The organism is Lacibacter sp., from assembly GCF_057361365.1.
The window spans coordinates 636,657-655,101 of record NZ_JBMQSG010000011.1; the positions used below are offsets into that span (position 1 = coordinate 636,657).

General features: G+C 40.9%; 16 protein-coding genes. 5 read left to right on the forward strand and 11 right to left on the reverse strand.

Annotated features, from left to right (window positions below; genetic code table 11):
- The first annotated feature begins 126 nt into the window (after positions 1 to 126).
- From ACO1QW_RS12240 to ACO1QW_RS12250, 3 genes are all read left to right on the forward strand, one after another.
- The gene (locus tag ACO1QW_RS12240) at positions 127 to 402 is read left to right on the forward strand and encodes a hypothetical protein (RefSeq protein WP_486258892.1); all 276 of its coding nucleotides are present in this window, start codon (positions 127 to 129) and stop codon (positions 400 to 402) included.
- A gap of 179 nt (positions 403 to 581) precedes the next feature.
- Positions 582 to 830: a hypothetical protein gene (locus ACO1QW_RS12245; protein ID WP_486258894.1), complete on the forward strand. Its 249-nt coding sequence runs from the start codon at positions 582 to 584 to the stop codon at positions 828 to 830.
- 489 nt (positions 831 to 1,319) lie between these two features.
- Entirely contained in the window at positions 1,320 to 1,574 is a 255-nt protein-coding gene (locus ACO1QW_RS12250) for a hypothetical protein (RefSeq protein ID WP_486258895.1), read from the forward strand.
- Between the two features lie 16 nt (positions 1,575 to 1,590).
- On the opposite strand, the gene ACO1QW_RS12255 is transcribed toward ACO1QW_RS12250, so the two are convergent.
- The 11 genes from ACO1QW_RS12255 to ACO1QW_RS12305 all read right to left on the reverse strand — a co-directional run bounded on the left by ACO1QW_RS12255 (position 1,591) and on the right by ACO1QW_RS12305 (position 16,218).
- The gene (locus ACO1QW_RS12255) at positions 1,591 to 2,526 is read right to left on the reverse strand and encodes an SDR family NAD(P)-dependent oxidoreductase (protein ID WP_486258897.1); all 936 of its coding nucleotides are present in this window, start codon (positions 2,524 to 2,526) and stop codon (positions 1,591 to 1,593) included.
- Positions 2,501 to 3,100, reverse strand: a complete 600-nt coding sequence (locus tag ACO1QW_RS12260) for a Crp/Fnr family transcriptional regulator (RefSeq protein ID WP_486258899.1) — start codon at positions 3,098 to 3,100, stop codon at positions 2,501 to 2,503. The genes ACO1QW_RS12255 and ACO1QW_RS12260 overlap by 26 nt, the downstream gene beginning before the upstream one ends.
- Before the next feature lie 118 nt (positions 3,101 to 3,218).
- A complete protein-coding gene (locus ACO1QW_RS12265) occupies positions 3,219 to 3,470 on the reverse strand; it encodes a hypothetical protein (protein ID WP_486258901.1) in 252 nt (83 codons plus the stop codon).
- 421 nt (positions 3,471 to 3,891) lie between these two features.
- Entirely contained in the window at positions 3,892 to 5,385 is a 1,494-nt protein-coding gene (locus ACO1QW_RS12270; RefSeq protein WP_486258903.1) for a calcineurin-like phosphoesterase C-terminal domain-containing protein, read from the reverse strand.
- Positions 5,386 to 5,409: 24 nt separating this feature from the next.
- Entirely contained in the window at positions 5,410 to 6,876 is a 1,467-nt protein-coding gene (locus ACO1QW_RS12275) for a SusD/RagB family nutrient-binding outer membrane lipoprotein (protein ID WP_486258904.1), read from the reverse strand.
- 31 nt (positions 6,877 to 6,907) lie between these two features.
- Entirely contained in the window at positions 6,908 to 10,105 is a 3,198-nt protein-coding gene (locus ACO1QW_RS12280; RefSeq protein ID WP_486258906.1) for a SusC/RagA family TonB-linked outer membrane protein, read from the reverse strand.
- A 373-nt stretch (positions 10,106 to 10,478) separates the two neighbouring features.
- Positions 10,479 to 10,652, reverse strand: a complete 174-nt coding sequence (locus tag ACO1QW_RS12285) for a hypothetical protein (RefSeq protein WP_486258908.1) — start codon at positions 10,650 to 10,652, stop codon at positions 10,479 to 10,481.
- 8 nt (positions 10,653 to 10,660) lie between these two features.
- Positions 10,661 to 10,876: a hypothetical protein gene (locus ACO1QW_RS12290; RefSeq protein WP_486258910.1), complete on the reverse strand. Its 216-nt coding sequence runs from the start codon at positions 10,874 to 10,876 to the stop codon at positions 10,661 to 10,663.
- Positions 10,877 to 11,166: 290 nt separating this feature from the next.
- A complete protein-coding gene (locus ACO1QW_RS12295) occupies positions 11,167 to 11,919 on the reverse strand; it encodes a hypothetical protein (protein WP_486258912.1) in 753 nt (250 codons plus the stop codon).
- A gap of 421 nt (positions 11,920 to 12,340) precedes the next feature.
- The gene (locus tag ACO1QW_RS12300) at positions 12,341 to 15,580 is read right to left on the reverse strand and encodes a hypothetical protein (protein WP_486258914.1); all 3,240 of its coding nucleotides are present in this window, start codon (positions 15,578 to 15,580) and stop codon (positions 12,341 to 12,343) included.
- 17 nt (positions 15,581 to 15,597) lie between these two features.
- Positions 15,598 to 16,218 carry a T9SS type A sorting domain-containing protein gene (locus ACO1QW_RS12305; RefSeq protein WP_486258916.1) on the reverse strand — a complete coding sequence of 207 codons (621 nt, stop codon included), beginning with the start codon at positions 16,216 to 16,218 and terminating at the stop codon, positions 15,598 to 15,600.
- A gap of 708 nt (positions 16,219 to 16,926) precedes the next feature.
- Between ACO1QW_RS12305 and ACO1QW_RS12310 the strand changes: the two genes are divergently transcribed.
- A complete protein-coding gene (locus ACO1QW_RS12310; RefSeq protein ID WP_486258917.1) occupies positions 16,927 to 17,445 on the forward strand; it encodes a transposase in 519 nt (172 codons plus the stop codon).
- Positions 17,442 to 18,338, forward strand: a complete 897-nt coding sequence (locus ACO1QW_RS12315; RefSeq protein ID WP_486258919.1) for an IS3 family transposase — start codon at positions 17,442 to 17,444, stop codon at positions 18,336 to 18,338. The genes ACO1QW_RS12310 and ACO1QW_RS12315 overlap by 4 nt, the downstream gene beginning before the upstream one ends.
- Positions 18,339 to 18,445: the final 107 nt, after the last annotated feature.

Consider the following 18,445-nt stretch of genomic DNA (forward strand, 5'->3'; position numbering starts at 1 on the left):
TTTTTCTCCCACTTCAATGCAATAAACTTCTTCAATAAATGATAACTTCTTCTACTTATAAACGAAAATGAATAGATAAAAAAAGACAGGCAAGGGTGAAAACACGGTTTTCATCTACTGATTTGAATGAGTAGTTTAGCAACAGCATTGAAACAATATTCAATTCACTTTGTAAAATGCAAAACCATGAAAACAGTACCCAACCGCATTCCCACCCGTGTGGTCCTATATCCAAGAGACATTGAAAACATCACTGGCCGTCGTGGCCGCACAGCCCGCAAACTCATCCAGAAAATCCGTGATGCCCTCGGCAAATCCAAAGACGAATTCATCACCATCAAAGAATTCTCCCTCTTCACCGGCATCGACGAAGAACTCATCAAAGACTTCCTCCAATCCTGATTCTCCTATCTCTTGAATAGGCGTGCAATTTGTTCCTTTATCTGTGTCTATTCTGCGTTCATCTGTGATGCTATAGTTGGCTGTTGTACCTTCGTTCAGGGAAAAACTGTAAATTCAACAACACATTTTTAAAAATCACATACAATAAGAAAGCATCACTCCAGTAAAGTTCAACCGCAATGTCCAAAAATCGAAACATACCGGAATACACAAAGGAGTTGTCAAACGGAACCTTACTTTACATCAACCAGATCGGTGATGACATGTACGGCAACAAATGCTTTTTAATTACCGATACATCAGGCAAATACGGTTCGTTCGTAATCACAGCCGATGGTTCTCCGCTGGAAGGCGAATCATTCACAAAGCCGCAGCAGCAGGTCCTCAGGCAAATCAAAAAATTCATCGAAGAAATCAACGGTTCTTAAAGCCATTCCTGTATCAACATCTTCGGCAGCAAAAAGCGACACAACAAACCACCGGCAAAGCCTCAACCAATCCAAAGACGCATTCATCCCCCTCAAAGAATTCACCCTCTTCACCGGCATCGATGAAGAACTCATCAAAGATTTCCACCAATCATAAACCTAAACATAATAGTGTGTCAGCAATTACTCAAACTGCTGCATAGAAAACGGCACTGCGCATTCACATGCTCAAGCGACAGTAGAACAACAGCTTCATTAGGGAACATTACGCCAACGAGGGCGCCGTTGGCGGGGTCTTTTGCCTGGTCACCGTAGCTTCAGCGAAGGTGACGGTTACTTCAGAGCCTGTCGAAGAATTGGCCAACCTGTCCCGATGAGCGAAGCATCTTCGGGAATAAAAAGTGACAAAGACCTAAATCCACGATTCAAAAAAACGTAAATTCAAAATTACTTTGTGCCATAACTGGCTTATCAAACTAATAAATACAAATGCCAAAAAACAGGATCAAACCCGAATACACCCTGCTCTTATCAAATGGCATACAAGTCTGCATTAATCAAATTGGAGACATGAATGGGAAGAAATGCTTTCTCATTACAGCTAGCGCAGCCAAATTCGAATCCTTTGTCATCAGAGCCGATGGCCATCCACTTGCCGATGAAATACTAACCCGTCAGCAGGAAAAGATCGCTATGCAACTCAAACAAAAAATAATATCCATTCTCTTAGCTCAAACCGCTTAATCGTCTTCTTCTTTTATTATAAACGTTGATGCTGTGTAAATCCACTCATCACCTGTTGCATGATTTTTATTTTAATTGAACGGGGTACTGTTCGTAAAGAATACACCAGGATTTTTGAAAGCAAGCCAGGCACCACATTCGTTTTTCTTCCAAGTGCTTTCAATATGGGAACACCCAGGTCCGCAGGTTTTAATGCCTTCCCCATTTGCATATTGGCTCTTTGTCCAAAACCACTTTCAACAGGACCCGGAGCGGCTGCCAACACATCAATTCCAAAAGCCTTTAATTCTACTGCTAATCCTTCGGCAAAGGATTGGATATAAGCCTTACTGGCTGCATAATTAGCCGAATAAGGCACTCCTTGAAATGCAACCAGCGAACTCAGGAAAATAATTCCTCCTCTTTTTTGCTGCTTGAATTTTTGTGCAAACTGGTGAGTTAATGAAAGTACCGCTTCGCAGTTTACACGAATCATATTGATCTCTGTATCCAGTGATGTATTAAGAAACAAACCCGATGTGCCATAGCCGGCCGAATGGATCAATAACCCAACCTTCAAACCTTCAGTTGACTGCATAAGTTTATCAATACCTGCTTTCTCCGAAACATCAGCGGCAACAATTTTTATCTCAATATGGTATGTTAATTTCAATGCTTTCTCAACAGCATAAAGCCGGTCATGATTTCTCGCATTAAGAACAAGATTGAAGCTTGCAACTGCTAACTGTGTTGCCAACTCAAGACCAATCCCCGAGGAAGCACCTGTCACAACTGCCCATTCGCCATAATTGTTTTTCAGTCTCAGTTTTTCGTTTGATGAAAGTTGCATGTACCGTTCATTGAAATTGTCCTGTAAAACTGCAACAGAAACTACCGGCAAACGACAACAAATGTTTATACTTTCGCTAAACCCCGCTTTTTTCAATTCATTGAAGAGTATTTTTTTTGGCATCCGTTTTTTTTAATCGGCTCAGGTGCACCGACGACATCCCCAGGTAAGAGGCAAGCATATGTTGTGGTACACGATTATGGATATTCGGAAATACTTCCGTAATGCTGTCATATCGTTGCTTGGGGGTACGGGCATATTGGTTCTTGATGCGGTCGTCCTGGTATATGAAATAAAATTCTGCAATTAACCTTCCCATTTTTTCACCTTCCTTTAAGTTCTTATATCCCCACTCTATTGCAGAACGTGGCATAACCACCACTTCGGTTTCTTCAATGGCCTGCAGGCTGTAAAGCGAAGGTTGCTTTTTTATAAAACACGAATAGTCGGCAATGAATTGATGTTCAAGAGCAAAATGCATACTGTGTTCGGTACCTGTATGGTCTGTTATAATAACTCTGATCAATCCCTTGTTAATGAAGAAAACATCCTGCGGTATTACGTTGGGCTTGCTGATTATTTCTTGCCGCTTGAAGGTCCTGGTGGTCATTTGATCCAGGAAAGAATTCAACTCTTCATTTGTAACATTAATCATCTCTTTTATAACCCGGCTGATCTGATCCATATCTTTTTCCAACTTGCCTTTATTTGAAACGGCTGTTGATGTAAGCTAACATTTTTGAATCATCAATTCTAAACTGTTTAACCTCTTTTCCGACAATGTAATGAGTTGCGGAAATTACAACTATGAGTTTTTAAACCGCCGGGACAGGATTTTTTTTCTTTACCGGCTTCGCCTTCTTTTTCTTCTTGATCCCCGAATTTTTCTTTTTATCTTCTTTGCTGCTGAGCTTTTGAATCAGCTCCGCCAGTTCGGCGCTAGCCTTTTTTAGCTTTTTTTCCAGTCGTTTGCTGCTGATGCCTTCAGCAAATGTTTGAAGCGAATGTTCAATTTTATCCTGCAGTTCGGTCCTTGCTTGCTTTTTGGATTTTTTTCTGACAGCCATATGATTTTACAATTTGTTCATACAAATTTAACTGTGCCCGGCATGCCCCCGTGTTAAGTTTTTAAATGCGGCTCTGTTACAACCGGTGTTGATCTGTGGAAGAAATTATTTTCCCTGTTATTGTTTGTGAAAATGCTGCAGAAGTAAAAAATAGCAGCAATAGAAATAACAGTGATTGGCTGATGTGTGACGAGCGAAACATAAAACAGTAAGTTTTTGATTGTTCCGCAAATGTGAGTGTGCTGTATTAAGGATATCTTAATGAACTGGTATGGATAAATGAACGTACTGTAAAGGAATTGTTTCAATGCACATTTATGATTCACTTGTTCACATTATTCATAAAAAGAAAAAAAAGATGAAGCTGGTTAACAAAAAAACCGGCTGCATGCAGCCGGCTTCGGTCTTTCCAACAGTTGCATTATTGCAATTGTAGTTTCTGGGTATAAACAGTACCGAAACGATCGGTCACTTTTATTTCCACTTCTTTTGCGTTTGCTGATGGTTTTGCAAAAAAGATATGATCGGCTAATGTTGGTTCAACAAACTTGTGCTTCGTCGGCAATTCAGGACCGGCATATAATTCAACTGCTAACGGATCAAGTGCCGCACGTTGTTCCATCATTCCTTTCATAACACCGTCCTCAAGCCACTCTACTTTCCACTTACTATCCCAGTTCCATACATTCGCCACCACCTCTTCAGGATGATCTTTTGATTTGCCTTTGCCAAAAACAGACAACTGGTATTCTTTGGGCTTGCCTGTTGATTTGTAATACCACCTCAGATCATCTCCATCAACTTCATAAACACCATAACCACTCGGAGTACCATCACCACACACAGGACCTGTCCACCATGCACCGCAAACAGTGCCATGGTTATGTTCCATCATATTGCCTTTCTCCCAGGTATCATTGAAATGTGTGTGCCCCGACATAAAATGAACCTTGTAACCCGCCAATAACTTATACAATTGTTCACGGTTGGCAACATTCGATCCCAGCTCTGCTTCTTTTTTATTACGACGTGCAGCACCTGTATCAGTTGGGATATGCAAACTCACCACAAGGGTTGAACCTTTTGCAACATGTTTTAAATCCTGCTCAAGCCAAGCCAGCTGGTTCTCCGTGATATAACCAATGTATTTTTTTGCAGTGCCGATGAAGAACACATCATCAAGCACAACGTAATGGATCTTTCCACGGTTGAAGGAGTAGTACGTTGGCCCAAACTCCTGGTTAAATGTTTGCGCACTCCATTCATCTGTACGTGCCGTGGTAATATCCATATCATGATTACCAATAACATTAAAGAAAGTAACACCAGTTCCTTCAATAGCTTCCTTATAACCTTTAAATAATTCAAACTTATCCCACACCAGGTCGCCGCAGCCAATACCATGAAACAAACTGTTCGCTGGGTACGAAGCAACAAGTTCTTTCAAATCGGGAACCGATTGTGATTTTAACTTCGCCACATCATCCTGCGAGATCATCTGTGTATCTGCCCATATAACAAAATGATGTTTATGATCATCTGCTTCTAACGCATCTAACACAAAATCGGCCGAGAAACTTTCTTTTTCTTTATTGATGCGTTCATAAAACCTTGCGATTTTTTTTTCATGCGGGAAAGCATAACCGGCCGGTATAGAGACGTACACAAACTCAGCAGTTTCAGAACCGGCAAATGAATAATTGCCACTCTTATCGGTCAACACTACACTAGTTCCATCAGTTACTGCAACTCCTTCAATGCCTTTTCCTTTGGATTTAACTGAACCTTTCAGCTGAATAAGTTTATTCGTTGGCTGATGATCTTCAACTGTTGATGCTGCCCTTGTTGGAATTGTTGGTAATGCAATGGCAGTTCCTGCAACACCAAACATGCGTAAAAAATCTTTCCTTTCCATTTCTGTTGTTTAATGCTGTTTAATTTATTTCTCCCACCAAACCTTTGTTGTATTATCGTCACCACCCATTGCTTCAACAGCTTTTTTGTAATTATCAGGATTCATTGAGCGGATGTTGATCGGGTATTTGAAACGTGTGGGCATTTGTTTACCTGCTATGCCTGCATTCACAGGAAGCACAGGCATACCTGTACGTCGGTGTTCAAACCAGGCCTGGTAATCCACAAAGAAAAGTGCATAATACTTTTGAAGTAAAATTCTGTGCAAGGTATTGTTATACGCAGTTGCTTCAGCAGATGCAACATTGGTAAAATAATCTGCAGGCATTACAGCGCCCCATTGTTCAATCGACGCTTTCACGCCTTTTTCATAAGCAGTTTTAGCAGCTGCATGATTACCTTGTTGAAATTCTACTTCAGCTTTAATAAATTCTACTTCAGCATAAGGCATTAACACCACGCTCATAGGTGTAAGAGATGATGAAGATGCTGTAACCAACGCAACATTTACATTAGAAGGAATATAATTGAATTGAGATTCGCTGCCGGTATATCCACTTGGAATACCTACATAACCGATATTTCCTGTTCCACTAGCATTCCTTGCCTGTGTTGCAAACTTCGCTCTACGGGGATCATTGAATGCATTCAGACTGTCAAGGAAAAATTTTGCCGCTGCACGAAATGTGGTGAAATCAATGGGTCGTCCCCATGGCGATGCCAGTGGCGTAATACCTGTAAGCTTTAAAGCTGCACCTTCATCATTACTGTTGAACACGGGATATTTTGTCGGGTTATCCATCATTGCTTTTAATAAAGCGTATGATCCAACTTCTGTACGTTTAGTTAATCGTAACAACAAACGCATACGCAATGAATTAGTAAACTTCTTCCACTTCGTTACGTTATTTCCATAAAGTATCTCCGTACCATACAACATACTTTTAGATGTATTGTACAGGTTATTGGCCGAATCAAGACTTGCAAGCAAAACAGTATAAATGTCCTTCTGCGAATCAAACTTCGGGTGAAGTATACCTTCTTCTGCTTTCGATGCTTCACTCATAGGCACATCGCCAAAACAATCGGTAAGATTGGAATAGATCCATGCATTGAGTGTGAGTGCAATGGCCTGGTAATTCTTATCATCTGCTTTCACAGATGCGTTATACATTTCACGAACATTGTTCAGCCACAGGTAATAGGTATTCCATGTGCCATTGCCTGCGTTCTCCGCTATATCATAACGGTGCAAACCACCCGAAGCACTCGGGTAAGGCAATGCAACCTGCATCAGGTTAAAAGTAATATCATCGCAACGTTGCATATTATAACCCGCCACAGTATAAATGATAGGGTTAAGTAAAGTACCCGGGCTGATCTGGTCAATACGATTAGGATCAGTATTGATCGTTTCAAAATCTTTTGTACATGAAAGGAAGCCGATGCTTGCAAACAGAATGAATGCTGTAAGCTTTATTGTATGTTTCATCTTAACTGTTGTTAATTTTTTTTGATTGGTATCAGAATTTGAACGTGAGGTTTACACCCATCGTGCGTGTTGAAGGCATCTGTCCCATTTCAACACCGGGCATTAAGGTCGAGCCATTCAATGCAGCTGTTTCAGGATCGAAGATGGGGAAGCTGGTGATCATCAACAGATCACGACCGTAAATAGCAAACGAAGCAGCCTTAATAAAACTTCTGCCCAATGCTTTTGTTGGAATAGCATATTCTAATCTTGCTTCACGCAACTTAAGATAAGATGCATCAAACGAATTGGCTTCCACGTTTGCCCTGCGGTAATATTCTACATAATAATCAACGGGTATCACCTTTTTCGTATTGGTAATATATTTATTACTGGTTGCATCAAATACAACACCATCGCCAATAATATAATTCTCTTCTCTTCCTCTTAACGTATGTTTCAACTTCCCTTGCTCCGTCATCTTATGATGGGTTTGCGAGTAGATGATACCGCCATACTGTCCATCAAAAAGAAAACTGAAACGGAAAGATTTATAAGAGAATTCATTTCTCCAGCCAGCTTTCCAATCGGCATAAGCATTACCGATGTACTGAATATCTGCAGGTCTTGCTGGCAAACCATCAGTGGTGTATACAACGGCACCTTCAGGTGAACGCACAAATCCAAATCCATAGATATCACCAGTTGTTCCACCCACTCTTGCCTGTATGGTGGCGTTACCACCATAAGCCAGATCCATTTTACCTCCCATTCCTTCTGCTAATTCTAATACACGGTTCTGGTTTTTCGACCATGTAACAGTAGTGGTCCATTTAAAGTTGCGAAGCTTAACGGGCTGTGCAGTAATAACAACTTCCACTCCCCGGTTACGTACTTTACCTGCATTCAATACCGCTCTTGTGTATCCAGTTGTTGGATCGAGAGGCACTTCCAATATCTGGTTACGTGTAATGTTATTGTAGAAAGTGAGATCAAGATTCAAACGGCTTTGTAAAAAACGAAGATCAAGACCCGCTTCTGTGCTCGATGATATCTCGGGTTTTAAGTTTGCATTCGGCAATGTGGTTGGCACTGATCCTGAAGCTGCAAATTCACTGGTACCATAATATTTCCTCGTTTTATACGGATCAGTATCATTACCCACCTGTGCAAACGAAGCACGTGCTTTTGCAAATGAAATAAACGCAGGTAATTTAAAAATATCACTCAATATAAAACTTGTATTTACTGAAGGGTAGAAAAATGAATTGTTAGCAGCTGGTAATGTGCTCGACCAATCGTTGCGCCCTGTTACATCAAGAAAATATTTTCCTTTATAGCTGAAAGAAGCAAGCCCGTACACACTGTTAACTTTTTCGTTACGGTCAGTTGCTGTTACAATAGCAGTCCCTGTTCCATTCGATAATTTATACACCGCCGGTATCACCAAACCATCCACATAGGCATCCATACGGTTATATTGATGACTCATTAAGTTGCCACCAGCTGAAGCTGTAAGGTCGATGACAGAAGCGATCTTATCACGATAGGTTACCAGCACATCGGAGTTCACTTCATAATCAGTGATGTTCTGTTGCTTAAAATAACCTCTTAAAAAATTTGCTGTGCTGAACGGGCGGCGTTGCTGACGTTGTTCACCTGTCATATCAATTCCTGAACGGAACATCACATCAAGCTTTTTTGTTACCTGGAATGTAGCTGCAAGATTGCCGATGATATTATTGTTGTTAACAGAGTTCGTCATTTCATAGGCAATTAAAAAAGGATTGTCGATGAATGAACTGAACGGATGCACCTGGTCAACTTGTTCTAAACCAAACTTCCAGCGGTCACGATACCAGTTCAGATCTACGTTTGGATTTTGAAAGATCATGAAATAAGCGATCGATTGATTGTTGTAACCAGTGCCTGGTACATTATCACTTTGCTTATTGGTATAATTTACTTTGGCAGTTACTTTTAATCGATCTGATACTTTATAGTTTGCACTGAATGCTGCATTGATACGTTCAAAACCGGTGTTGGGCATAATCCATTCATTCTTTGTATGAGTGATGGATGCACGTGCCGATCCTTTTTCATTACCTCCTTCAAGCGATAAGTTATTTGAAAGAGTGTAACCGGTTCTCCAGAAACTGCTGATATTATCTTCATAAGGTTGCCATAAGGTACGTGTTAAACCAGCGCCCTGTCTTGCAGGGTCATATTGAAAATAATTCTGTCCGTTGAATTTTGGTCCGTAAGCACTCGATGTACCACTGGTGCTTGCACCGTCGGCACTGGCCCCATACGAATAATATTTTTCACCAGAACTGTTAAGAGCCTTTCCTGTACCTTGTCCATATTCATATTGATAGTCGGGCCATTTCAACACCGTGTTCACACTGGTATTTGAATTAAATGTTACACCAATGCTTTTGTCCTTTCTTGCTCCCGATTTAGTAGTGATGATCAACGCACCGTTTGCAGCACGACTACCATACAAGGCAGTTGCACCGGGTCCTTTTAAAACAGTGATGCTTTCAATATCGTCAGGATTAAGATCTGCAATGCCATTACCAAAATCTACCGGAATATCATTTCCCGATCCGGCACCATAAGCATTCGTAACACCGGAACTTGTCATACCACTGTTCTTTGGAATACCATCAATAACGATCAGTGCATTGTTACCATCAGGGTTTAACGATACATCGCCACGTAAACTGATACGTGTTGAATTGAATGGACCTGAACCCGGCGACAACAAACTTAGGCCTGCTACTTTACCCGATAACGCACTCGACCAGTTGTTTGATTTTGCATCAGTCAATTCAGAATTGTTGATATTCTGCACGGCATAACCCAATGCCTTTTGTTTGCGTGTAATACCAAGTGCGGTTACCACCACGCCTTCCAGTTCTTTTGATGCCGGAGAAAGTAAAATATCCATCCGGGTTTCATGTACTGTTGCCTTCACCCTTTGCTCGACATAAGAAACTGCTGTTATAACAAGTACAGTTCCCTTCGCTACCGTTACCTGGAAGCTTCCATCCTCTTTTGTGCTTGCAATTGATTTCTTCCCATCGCTGATAGTGGCACCCGCAACATTTAAATTTGTTTCAGCATCTTTTACTATACCGGACACTACTACTGCAGAGTTGTTTTCTTTTCCTGTTGACTGCGCAAAACTGTTTACATAACAAAGAACAAGAAAAAGGAAAACTTTTGTTGCTACCCGAAATTTCATCTTGTAAGTTTTGGTTTATGATTATTACATACGTGCTTCTCATGCACATGAATAGGGCCGCAAGTTGCAGTTGTAATGTGTACGAACTGTTACCAGATTGTTACGGGAAGATTAACTGTGATGAATGAAATAAGGGATAAGTAGTTGTATTAATACTTGTCGCACATCTGTGTTCATCTGCGCTCATTAGTGGCCCTGAAAAATTGGCGCAGCACACCATCCTCTGCGCTCTCCGTGTTTTCTGTGTGACCAAAAATTTTGAGCGCAGCGTAGCAACTCAAATGAACGAAGTGAATAATCTTACCGTCTTCGTGGCAAACAATCCAAACAAAAAAAAGCCCCGACATAAATCGGGGCTCTCAAACCAGCACACTTACTTCTTCCTCCCAAACATCTTCCTCATCACAAACGATACACTCACACTCACTGCTGCTCCAATAGCAGCCAGCACAATTGTCTTAAAAATATCATCTGAGTGAATGTTTGCAAAAAGAATCGTAAGCGTTCCACCGGCAGTTCCTGTTTTCAAAAAGTACGAGTCTTGCATAGGAATAATTAATCCCGCTCATTCGTAACTGCAGTCTGGCTCACACTACCTGCAACAGCACCAGCTACTGCCAGGTAACCCGCTACTTTAATCAGCACCGCAGGTAATGCCACAGGAGCTGCAAGTATAGCCGCACTCACACCAGCCAGCGCCACACCAACATTCCTCACCTGCACAAAAAACTTCGGTGTGCGACGCTTAGCACGTTTCAAAATTTTATTCATGTTTTTGTATTTGAGAATTGAAAGAATAAAGTGAATGAAAACAAAGGGCAATACAATTCCTTATCCGCTCAGGAGTGATGTTTTAATTGCAACAAATAATTGCTGATTTCTTTTTAGAAAAAGGGCTCCGTCAGAGAAAGAATCCACTGACCTTGTTTTCACTAACTACTAATGACTACCAGCTATCGGCTAAGCCTTATCTCTTGCCAATTGCCCATTGTTAAGTGCCTTTAATTAACAACTAACAATTAACCATTAACAATTAACCATTAACCATTAACCATTAACAACTACCCTTCCACCTTCACCAAACTAAGCGCATTAAACGCCCCGTTCTTCAAACTGTACTGGTTACCATTCACCTCCTGGTAAAACTCAACACCCAATACAAGAAACAATGGTTTCGTACTGTTGGCTGTTACCTGGTGACTGATGTTCAATACAGCCGTCGCTGTTGAATCAATCGGTAACGAACCACTGTCGCCAAAAGCCACCACATACGTTTTGTTTTCAAAATCAATTTCAACACCTGCTGAAACCAATTTGAAATGCGTTGCACCACTGGGTGCAGCCACCATGTTCACCGGGATAAAGGAAGGGATCGAAATACTCAACTCACCACTCACACGATTAATCGCCGCAGTGAAAGGAGCAAACAACGAAGTGCCGAGTTTACTGTTTGCATTGAATTCAAAACCTGCCAACAGTTCTGCTTCACCATCAATCACGTTGCGCAATCCACGGTCATTGGTAGCATCCGCCTGTATCACCTTCATCATCTCACGTGTCAGGCGGCTTAGCATCCGGCTGTCTGCTGTGTTAAGTAATAAAGAACGCAGTGCGGTGCGCAGCACTTTTCCTGCCTGTCCTGCCCGGCCAAACTCAGCACCGTTTTCACGGGTGCGGGCAAATGCAGGATCGTTTGCAATACGTTCCTTGTTCACGCTTGTTTTTTCACGGGCAAGGTAGCCGTCTTTTGTTTTGTAAAAATTGATGTTACCAATCGTACCCTTCAATGGAAGGATACCTTTTTGTTGTGCCATCGTTTTAAAAATTAAAAATCAAATAATCAAAATGTTTCTGACGCTGTAAATCAAAACAGTTTCTAAGGGTACATTTTGTTAAAACCCGTCAGTTGCAACGACACAACAAGATTACAAACTCAAAAAAGCAAAGGAAAATCAACCGGCCGCTTTTGCCGCATTAGGCCAATTATGCCGCTAATTACTCAAAAGATCGCTTTATGCCGATAAAGACATACTAGCTATATAGAGCGTGAAAATTCGTGTTATTCGTGCTTCACCACCACGTATAAAAACAAAAAAGGCCACTCAAATCTGAGTGGCTGTTGTCGGCCCGGGGTCTGCCCTTAACCAACCCCGGGAATATTTTATCGGCTCATAATTTTACCAATCTCAAAAACACTTTATTCTTTTTATGCAAAACACTTCCTTCATCTCAACCTCAATAGGGGTCCCATTTCTGCACACGGTTATTAACTTTATCAGCAATATAAATGTTACCGTTTTGGTCAAGATAAATGCCACATGGAAGATATAATTGGTTGGCTCCAGAACCGCCCCCATTACCACCCGCAACGATGACCGCTTGACCACCAGGCAAAATTTTCCTTACACTATGACTGCTTACTTCCGAAACATATGCATTGTTATTAGCATCAATGTAAATCCCGATCGGAGAATTTGCGCTGCCAATAGTTACCCACCCTCCGGAAGAAGACTTTTGTATGCGGTTATTGCCAAGATCAGCCACGTACATGTTACCGCTTTTGTCAAAATATACTCCACTCGGTGAACTGAGTTCTCCGGGTGCCGAACCTTTAATCCCTGTACCCGCAACCGTTTGTCCGCTGCTGCCACCTTGCTGCCATTTCTGAATGCGGTGATTATTTCTGTCAGCTATATAAATGCTGCCGGCATTATCAACATAAATATCATCCATTGCACTAAATTCATTTGCTTTCGATCCAAGCAATCCCGCTACTACAACGGTAAGTGCACCAGTCGACTGGTTAAGTTTATAAACCCTGTATTCATCACTCGAACTCTGGTTAATAACAGGAACAATAGCGGTAACATACACATTGTCGTTTGCATCAACCCAAACACTGCCAACCTGGAGATCTTGTATAATCACCTGCACCTTTTGGGTAATTAGATTTACTTTCAATACCCTTTTATTGGGAGGATCAGTAATATAAAGATTTTGCTTATCGTCTATAAAAACATCGTTTGGGCCACTTACCTGCGCCACAGTTACACCGCTCCTGCCTGCCAGAAGTGCTGTAAAATAAGCAGGTGACCCGCTAAGTTCTGTGCCGTCTGATTTTTTCCCGCTTGCACTTACTTTCTGCTCACCTGTTGATCCTAACTGCCACCGGTTTCTTGCAAACCCATTTGCATCAGTAACACTTGTGCTATTCTGCAGTTGTCCTCCGCCATTAACCATTGCCCAATTAACGGTCACTTTCTCAACTGCGTTCCCTTGATTATCCGTAACTTTTACAACAACGTCATCGGTTAAAAAAGTATTCGCTGCACCCACCTGGTTGTTTCCCGAAAATATTGCCATGTTTTGGGGATCCGGCGTGATTGCTTTGAATACAATTACATTTTTTTGTATTTCCCAATCACAGTTTTTACTGGTTATTGTTGCTTCTACTATTTGTTCGCCACTTTCTGGTCCAAGTGTCCATGAAAAACTGGAATCATAAAGAAACGATGATTCTTTTTTTACAATTTTACCTGTGCCTTTTACCATATTCCAGCTTATTTTCACCCGATCAGCATAAAAAGGAAGGTTGTTGCTACGATAAAAATAAATTTTCAACTCCTCTGCTAAGAGCTTGTTAGTTTCACCATGTTGATTGTCGCCTTTTACAGTAGTGAGCAGAAGATTGGATGTTTTTGTACTAAAAACATTTTTTCCAAGTGTTTCGCTTATAAATGGCACTACTGCTTGCACATTTAATGTTTTGGCATTACAGGGCAATAGCCATTTAATTTCTGCTGTACCGTCACTTTTCGTAGACCCCTGCGGATTCACTGAATTATCCGGGGCAAAGGAACCACCGTCAGGCAAAAACCAATTGAATTTTATATTAGCAACAACCTGTTCGGTAAAAGGATAATATGCTTTATCGGCACGACAAATAAGTTTAAGATCAACACTCTCGCCAGTCATATACTCATCGGCTATCTTTTCATAGGGAAGCATAACAAAACAGGTAGAGGTTTGCATGTCTTCGTTAATGTATTGGCATGCCTCAATCATCGAAGGACTGGAACTCCAGCTGTAAACAAAACTACCAATCGTAACTACCTTTTCCCCCATTTCAATTATGGGAAGCAATTTTGCCATGAATTTATTTGACTTTATAGTAAGGCAATCTCCCGATAGGAAACCAGCATAATCTTTGAAAATGGGGTAGATATAATCTTTTAATACGGTCCCTTGTTTTGCTGCCTGTGCCATATTCAGTGGGTTGATTGTATTGATTCCCGCATTTACTAAATTTTTCAAGCATTCATCCTTAATCATCGAAGTGGGATTGGGAATTACTGCGCCGATGGTGATCGCAATAAGATCATACAGATTTTGATCGAAAGCCAGAGCATTTGAAGGAATAATTGTAGAATTGGAAGTACCGTCAGTCATTATAAATTCATATTCGCCTGCCTTATATTTTAGTTTCGAAAAATCAAGCGTTTTTGTTGCGCTGATCTCAGATATACCCCGGAATATTTTATGTATGGATTGCAAAATCACCGATTCGCTAACCTCTTCGCCATAAAGCATAAATGTCTCCATTGGCGATTGATCTGATTTTTTAACGATACTAACGGCATAGCTGTGTTTTGCTTTGTTTTCTAATTTAACTGTGGTGCCAAAGGAGCTTATATCTACAGGTAGATCTTTGTATGTTTTATTTAACCTAAATCGATCTTTGTTAAAATCTCTATTAACTAAAACACCTGTCAGTTCAATCATCTTTGCATGACTTCCGGAAAATAACTTTATCCCCCCCTGTATCAATTGTTTTATCTCTACCGTTAATGCTCCAAATTCTGTCTGTCGTTTATATAAAGAATTTAATTGCATTTTTTTGTCGCTGTCAATGGGCAACTGGCCGGGAAAATGTTGAAGTAGTGCTAGCGCTGTTGATGTGTCGTTAATAGTAAAATCAGTCTGATTTGAGAAAATATCTGCCATCATCATTACATCTCCACTTTGATTGATCACCAGTAAAAGATCATCTTTCACCGAGTCCGATACAAGCAATTCAAAACTTCCATCCGGTTTAATACCAGAAGAATCAATAAATGATACGATACTTAATCCCGGCAAACCAATGCCTTGAGATATTTTCCCTTTAATAAGTTTTGCAGGCATTGTTTTATACAAGTCTATATAAGCAGCTTTTACAGGAGAATATAATGCATTACATCCCTCTTCAGTAATTTTCGCTCTGTAATAGGTCGTCTTATCTGGCTTGGCAATAAAAGTAGATGTAGATGCCCCGGGCATAATACTCCAGTTCATATTGTCCGGCGATTGCTCCCATTGAATCTCACCACGATAACCATCTATTTTTAATGTAAAATCTTTTGATTGTGCACTCCCAACTACTCCACTCACCAACGCCAAACAAAAAAATAACCAATGTATAAATTGCTTTCTCATCTTGCAGTGGTTTTGGATTAGTGTACGATTATTTTGTAAGAATGATTGATCTTGGAACTACTGAACTTCAGCAGGTAAAGTCCTTTTGAAAACGAACCCAGTTCTATACTTTGATTTAGCGTGGCTGCAGCATTCACTTGTCTTGAATACACTTTGCGACCATGTGTATCATACAACTCCAGTAACAATAATTTATCAGGAAAGGCCCTGCTGGTTCTGATATAAATGCGGTCGCTTACAGGATTAGGAAATATGCGCAGGCCATAAATAGCAGTAAGTTCATCAATAGATGTCGCCATCGACACTTTGAGATTCACCACAGAAGTTTTGATACAACCCAAACCATCGTTCACAGTTAAAGTATAACTGATATCCTCGTTAACAGTTGCTGTTGGGTGAGCAATATCTGTTTTATCTAACCCTTTTGCTGGAGACCATGCATAAGTATAGTTGCCGGATCCTCCGGTTGCAGATGTTGTACCACCTAATACAACCTGGCTGCCTTTGTTAACAGTGCTGTCTTTACCCGCATCTGCTTTCAGCAAAGGTTTTTGAACCACGGTAAACTGGATAACTGATTGCGCTTTGGAAGAGTAGATAAAACACACAAGCGCAAAAGCAAAAAAGAGTTGCTTCATAATGCAGAGTTTTGGATGAAGGGAAGGTATCAACAAAAAGAAGCACATCCAATACCGCCAAAGGGGTATTTTCCTAGTAAAAAAAAGGTGGCAAAAGGCTGTTGCCCTGCATACGGGTATCTGATTCCAAACAGATCCCTCGAACCACGGGATGACAGCTTTATTGAGCAAAACAAGCCGCTTCCAAAAATCACACTGCGGCACTTTGGCTGATCGTGTAAGTTTTTCTGCCCTTCAACACAGTACCACAAAAGCCTAATCAGGGAACAATCCGATTTCGGGCCGTCATGCGAAATCGGGCCTTTTTGGTTACTTTTTGGCCAAACAAAAAGTGACAGAAAAACATGTAGAAGCAAAATATCATTTACATCCAAGCCAACACTCGGCGATCAACAAATTTCAAGAACCTGATACCAGCTCCTAACAAATCAACCTGCAACACATAGGATCATCATGCAACTACAAATGCCCTTCACTACAGTAGTACCACAGTACAATCAGGGAACAATCCGATTTCGGGCCGTCATGCGAAATCGGGGGCCTTTTTGGTTACTTTTTGGCCAAACAAAAAAGTGACAGAAAAACATGTAGAAGCAAATATCATTTACATCCAAGCCAAAACTCCGGCGATCAACAAATTTCAAGAGCGAGAGTTTCCTTCCCGCCTCATGTCCCGTCCTAAAATAACTATACACAAAGAAGTATAGTATGTCAGTTAAAAACAACACTTCAGCAAGAGTTCAGTTTTCAAAGAAAGTCATCCGTCAGGCTGTTCAAGAAGTAGAAGATGGATCATCAAGAAAAGAAGTTTGCTCCCGTTATGGGATGGCCTCTACCACCTTAGGTGACTGGATGCGTAGGTTTGGTTCACCCGCCTATTTTGAACACAGACGTAAATCTTTTTCCTCAACTCAGCGAAGAAGTATTGCCCGTTCTGTATTGGAGGGAAGAATCACGATACAAGAAGTTGCCCTTGTTCACAGAGTAGATAAGAAGTTAGTACGATCATGGATACGTGCAGTAAAACAGGAAGAACACGATCTTGTCTGCATTAATCAGGAAGATATGACTGCCATCCAAACCAATGCCGCCGGTATCGTTAATCAAAAAGAATTAGAAGAAGCCAGGCTAAAGATCAAAGCACTGGAACTCATGATTGATATCGCTGAAGAACAGTTTAAAATTGCTATCAGAAAAAAGTCTGGTGCCAAACAGTTGCAAAAATGAAATACCAAAATCCAACAACCGGCATCGAAAGATGCTGCAAACTGTTTGGCAAAACCCGGCATGCATACTATGATTACATCTGGCGCATGCGAAGTGATTTACTCAAAGATGAATTGATTCTTCAGCTGGTCAGTGAAATACGCACACAATTACCGAGGCTGGGTACACGTAAATTACAGCATCTGCTCAATGAAAAATTAGTAGCACACCGTATTGATGTAGGCCGTGATTATTTATTTGAACTGCTGGCCCGTTATAAACTTCTGATCCGAAGCAGGCGAAGAAATGTAATCACCACAAACTCCCGTCACTGGATGCACAAATACAGTAATCTGATTACTACAATCAACATCACCCGTCCTGAGCAGGTATGGGTCAGCGATATCACTTACATCCGCTTAACGAATGGCTTTGTTTATCTGAGCTTAATTACAGACGCCTACTCACGCAGAATTATCGGTTATAATCTTCGCAAAGATCTTACTGCACAAGGTTGTGTAAAGGCACTTGAAATGGCATTAACCAACAGACGCTATCCAGCCACATCATTGATCCATCACTCCGACAGAGGTTCACAGTATTGTTGCAAAGAATATGTTGATCTGCTAAGAACAAATAACATCGCTATCAGCATGACACAGAATGGTGATCCTTACGAAAATGCAATTGCAGAACGGGTTAACGGAATTATTAAATCAGAGTTCAGTCTTTACAGCAGTCAATTTGGTTTTGACGAAACCTGTGGTCTTGTACAAAAAAGTATCGATGCGTATAATCAACTAAGGCCGCATAGCAGTTGCGACTACCTCACACCAGATCAGGCACACCTGCAGTCGGGAACACTTAAAAAAAGATGGAAAACCGTTAAGTACACGCAACCCATTAATGCATAAATTTGAAAAAAATGATCCTGTATAGCTCCTTTAGGATTACCAGTCCCGGGTGTATAGCTAATCCAGGATTTATTCTCTCACCTGTATAGCTATTTTAGGACTAGACA

Excerpts from the sequence above, each read along its gene's own strand:
- ACO1QW_RS12295 (WP_486258912.1), bottom strand. The coding sequence starts at position 11,919 with ATGGCACAACAAAAAGGTATCCTTCCATTGAAGGGTACGATTGGTAAC.
- ACO1QW_RS12305 (WP_486258916.1), bottom strand. The coding sequence starts at position 16,218 with ATGAAGCAACTCTTTTTTGCTTTTGCGCTTGTGTGTTTTATCTACTCT.
- ACO1QW_RS12250 (WP_486258895.1), top strand. The coding sequence starts at position 1,320 with ATGCCAAAAAACAGGATCAAACCCGAATACACCCTGCTCTTATCAAAT.
- ACO1QW_RS12240 (WP_486258892.1), top strand. The coding sequence starts at position 127 with ATGAGTAGTTTAGCAACAGCATTGAAACAATATTCAATTCACTTTGTA.
- ACO1QW_RS12290 (WP_486258910.1), bottom strand. The coding sequence starts at position 10,876 with ATGAATAAAATTTTGAAACGTGCTAAGCGTCGCACACCGAAGTTTTTT.
- ACO1QW_RS12255 (WP_486258897.1), bottom strand. The coding sequence starts at position 2,526 with ATGCCAAAAAAAATACTCTTCAATGAATTGAAAAAAGCGGGGTTTAGC.
- ACO1QW_RS12275 (WP_486258904.1), bottom strand. The coding sequence starts at position 6,876 with ATGAAACATACAATAAAGCTTACAGCATTCATTCTGTTTGCAAGCATC.
- ACO1QW_RS12285 (WP_486258908.1), bottom strand. The coding sequence starts at position 10,652 with ATGCAAGACTCGTACTTTTTGAAAACAGGAACTGCCGGTGGAACGCTT.
- ACO1QW_RS12280 (WP_486258906.1), bottom strand. The coding sequence starts at position 10,105 with ATGAAATTTCGGGTAGCAACAAAAGTTTTCCTTTTTCTTGTTCTTTGT.
- ACO1QW_RS12300 (WP_486258914.1), bottom strand. The coding sequence starts at position 15,580 with ATGAGAAAGCAATTTATACATTGGTTATTTTTTTGTTTGGCGTTGGTG.
- ACO1QW_RS12265 (WP_486258901.1), bottom strand. The coding sequence starts at position 3,470 with ATGGCTGTCAGAAAAAAATCCAAAAAGCAAGCAAGGACCGAACTGCAG.
- ACO1QW_RS12245 (WP_486258894.1), top strand. The coding sequence starts at position 582 with ATGTCCAAAAATCGAAACATACCGGAATACACAAAGGAGTTGTCAAAC.
- ACO1QW_RS12270 (WP_486258903.1), bottom strand. The coding sequence starts at position 5,385 with ATGGAAAGGAAAGATTTTTTACGCATGTTTGGTGTTGCAGGAACTGCC.
- ACO1QW_RS12310 (WP_486258917.1), top strand. The coding sequence starts at position 16,927 with ATGTCAGTTAAAAACAACACTTCAGCAAGAGTTCAGTTTTCAAAGAAA.
- ACO1QW_RS12315 (WP_486258919.1), top strand. The coding sequence starts at position 17,442 with ATGAAATACCAAAATCCAACAACCGGCATCGAAAGATGCTGCAAACTG.